Raw genomic sequence first — 548 nt, 5'->3', positions numbered from 1 at the left:
GCCGCGCTGGGCTGGATGTTCGCCGAATGGCTGAGCAAGGGCAAGCCGTCGGTGCTGGGTATTGCATCGGGGGCGGTGGCAGGCCTGGTGGCGATCACGCCGGCCTCGGGCTTCGTCGGCGTCGGCGGCGCGCTGGTGATCGGCGTGGCCGCTGGCGTGATCTGCTTCTGGGCGGCCACGGCGCTGAAACGCATGCTTGGCTATGACGATTCGCTCGATGCATTCGGGGTGCATTGCATCGGCGGGATCGTCGGCGCCGTGCTGACCGGCGTGTTTGCCGTGAAGGAGATCGGCGGCGCCGACGGCAGCGTGGTTCTGCAATTGAAAGGCGTGGCGACGACGCTGGTGTACAGCGGCGCCGCCAGTTTCATCCTGCTCAAGCTGATCGATATGACGATGGGCCTGCGCGTGAGCGCGGACGATGAGCGCGAAGGCCTGGACGTCGTGCTGCACGGCGAGCGGGTGGACGATATGTGGAGCGGCACGCTCGTCATGCCGCGCGAGACGGAGCGCGAAGCGAGCGTCGTCGGGCTCCAGGGCGAGCGGGC

The 548-nt window shown here is 68.2% G+C and carries 1 protein-coding gene; it reads left to right on the top strand.

The genetic code is table 11. The features are described 5' to 3' along the window. The coding region (locus P3W85_RS26130; protein WP_430869622.1) for an ammonium transporter at positions 1–548 on the top strand (548 nt) is incomplete at both ends.

The organism is Cupriavidus basilensis, assembly GCF_029335485.1.
GTDB lineage: Bacteria > Pseudomonadota > Gammaproteobacteria > Burkholderiales > Burkholderiaceae > Cupriavidus > Cupriavidus basilensis_E.
The sequence above is the reverse complement of the archived record's forward strand: the minus strand, read 5'-3'. Positions and strand labels throughout refer to the sequence as shown.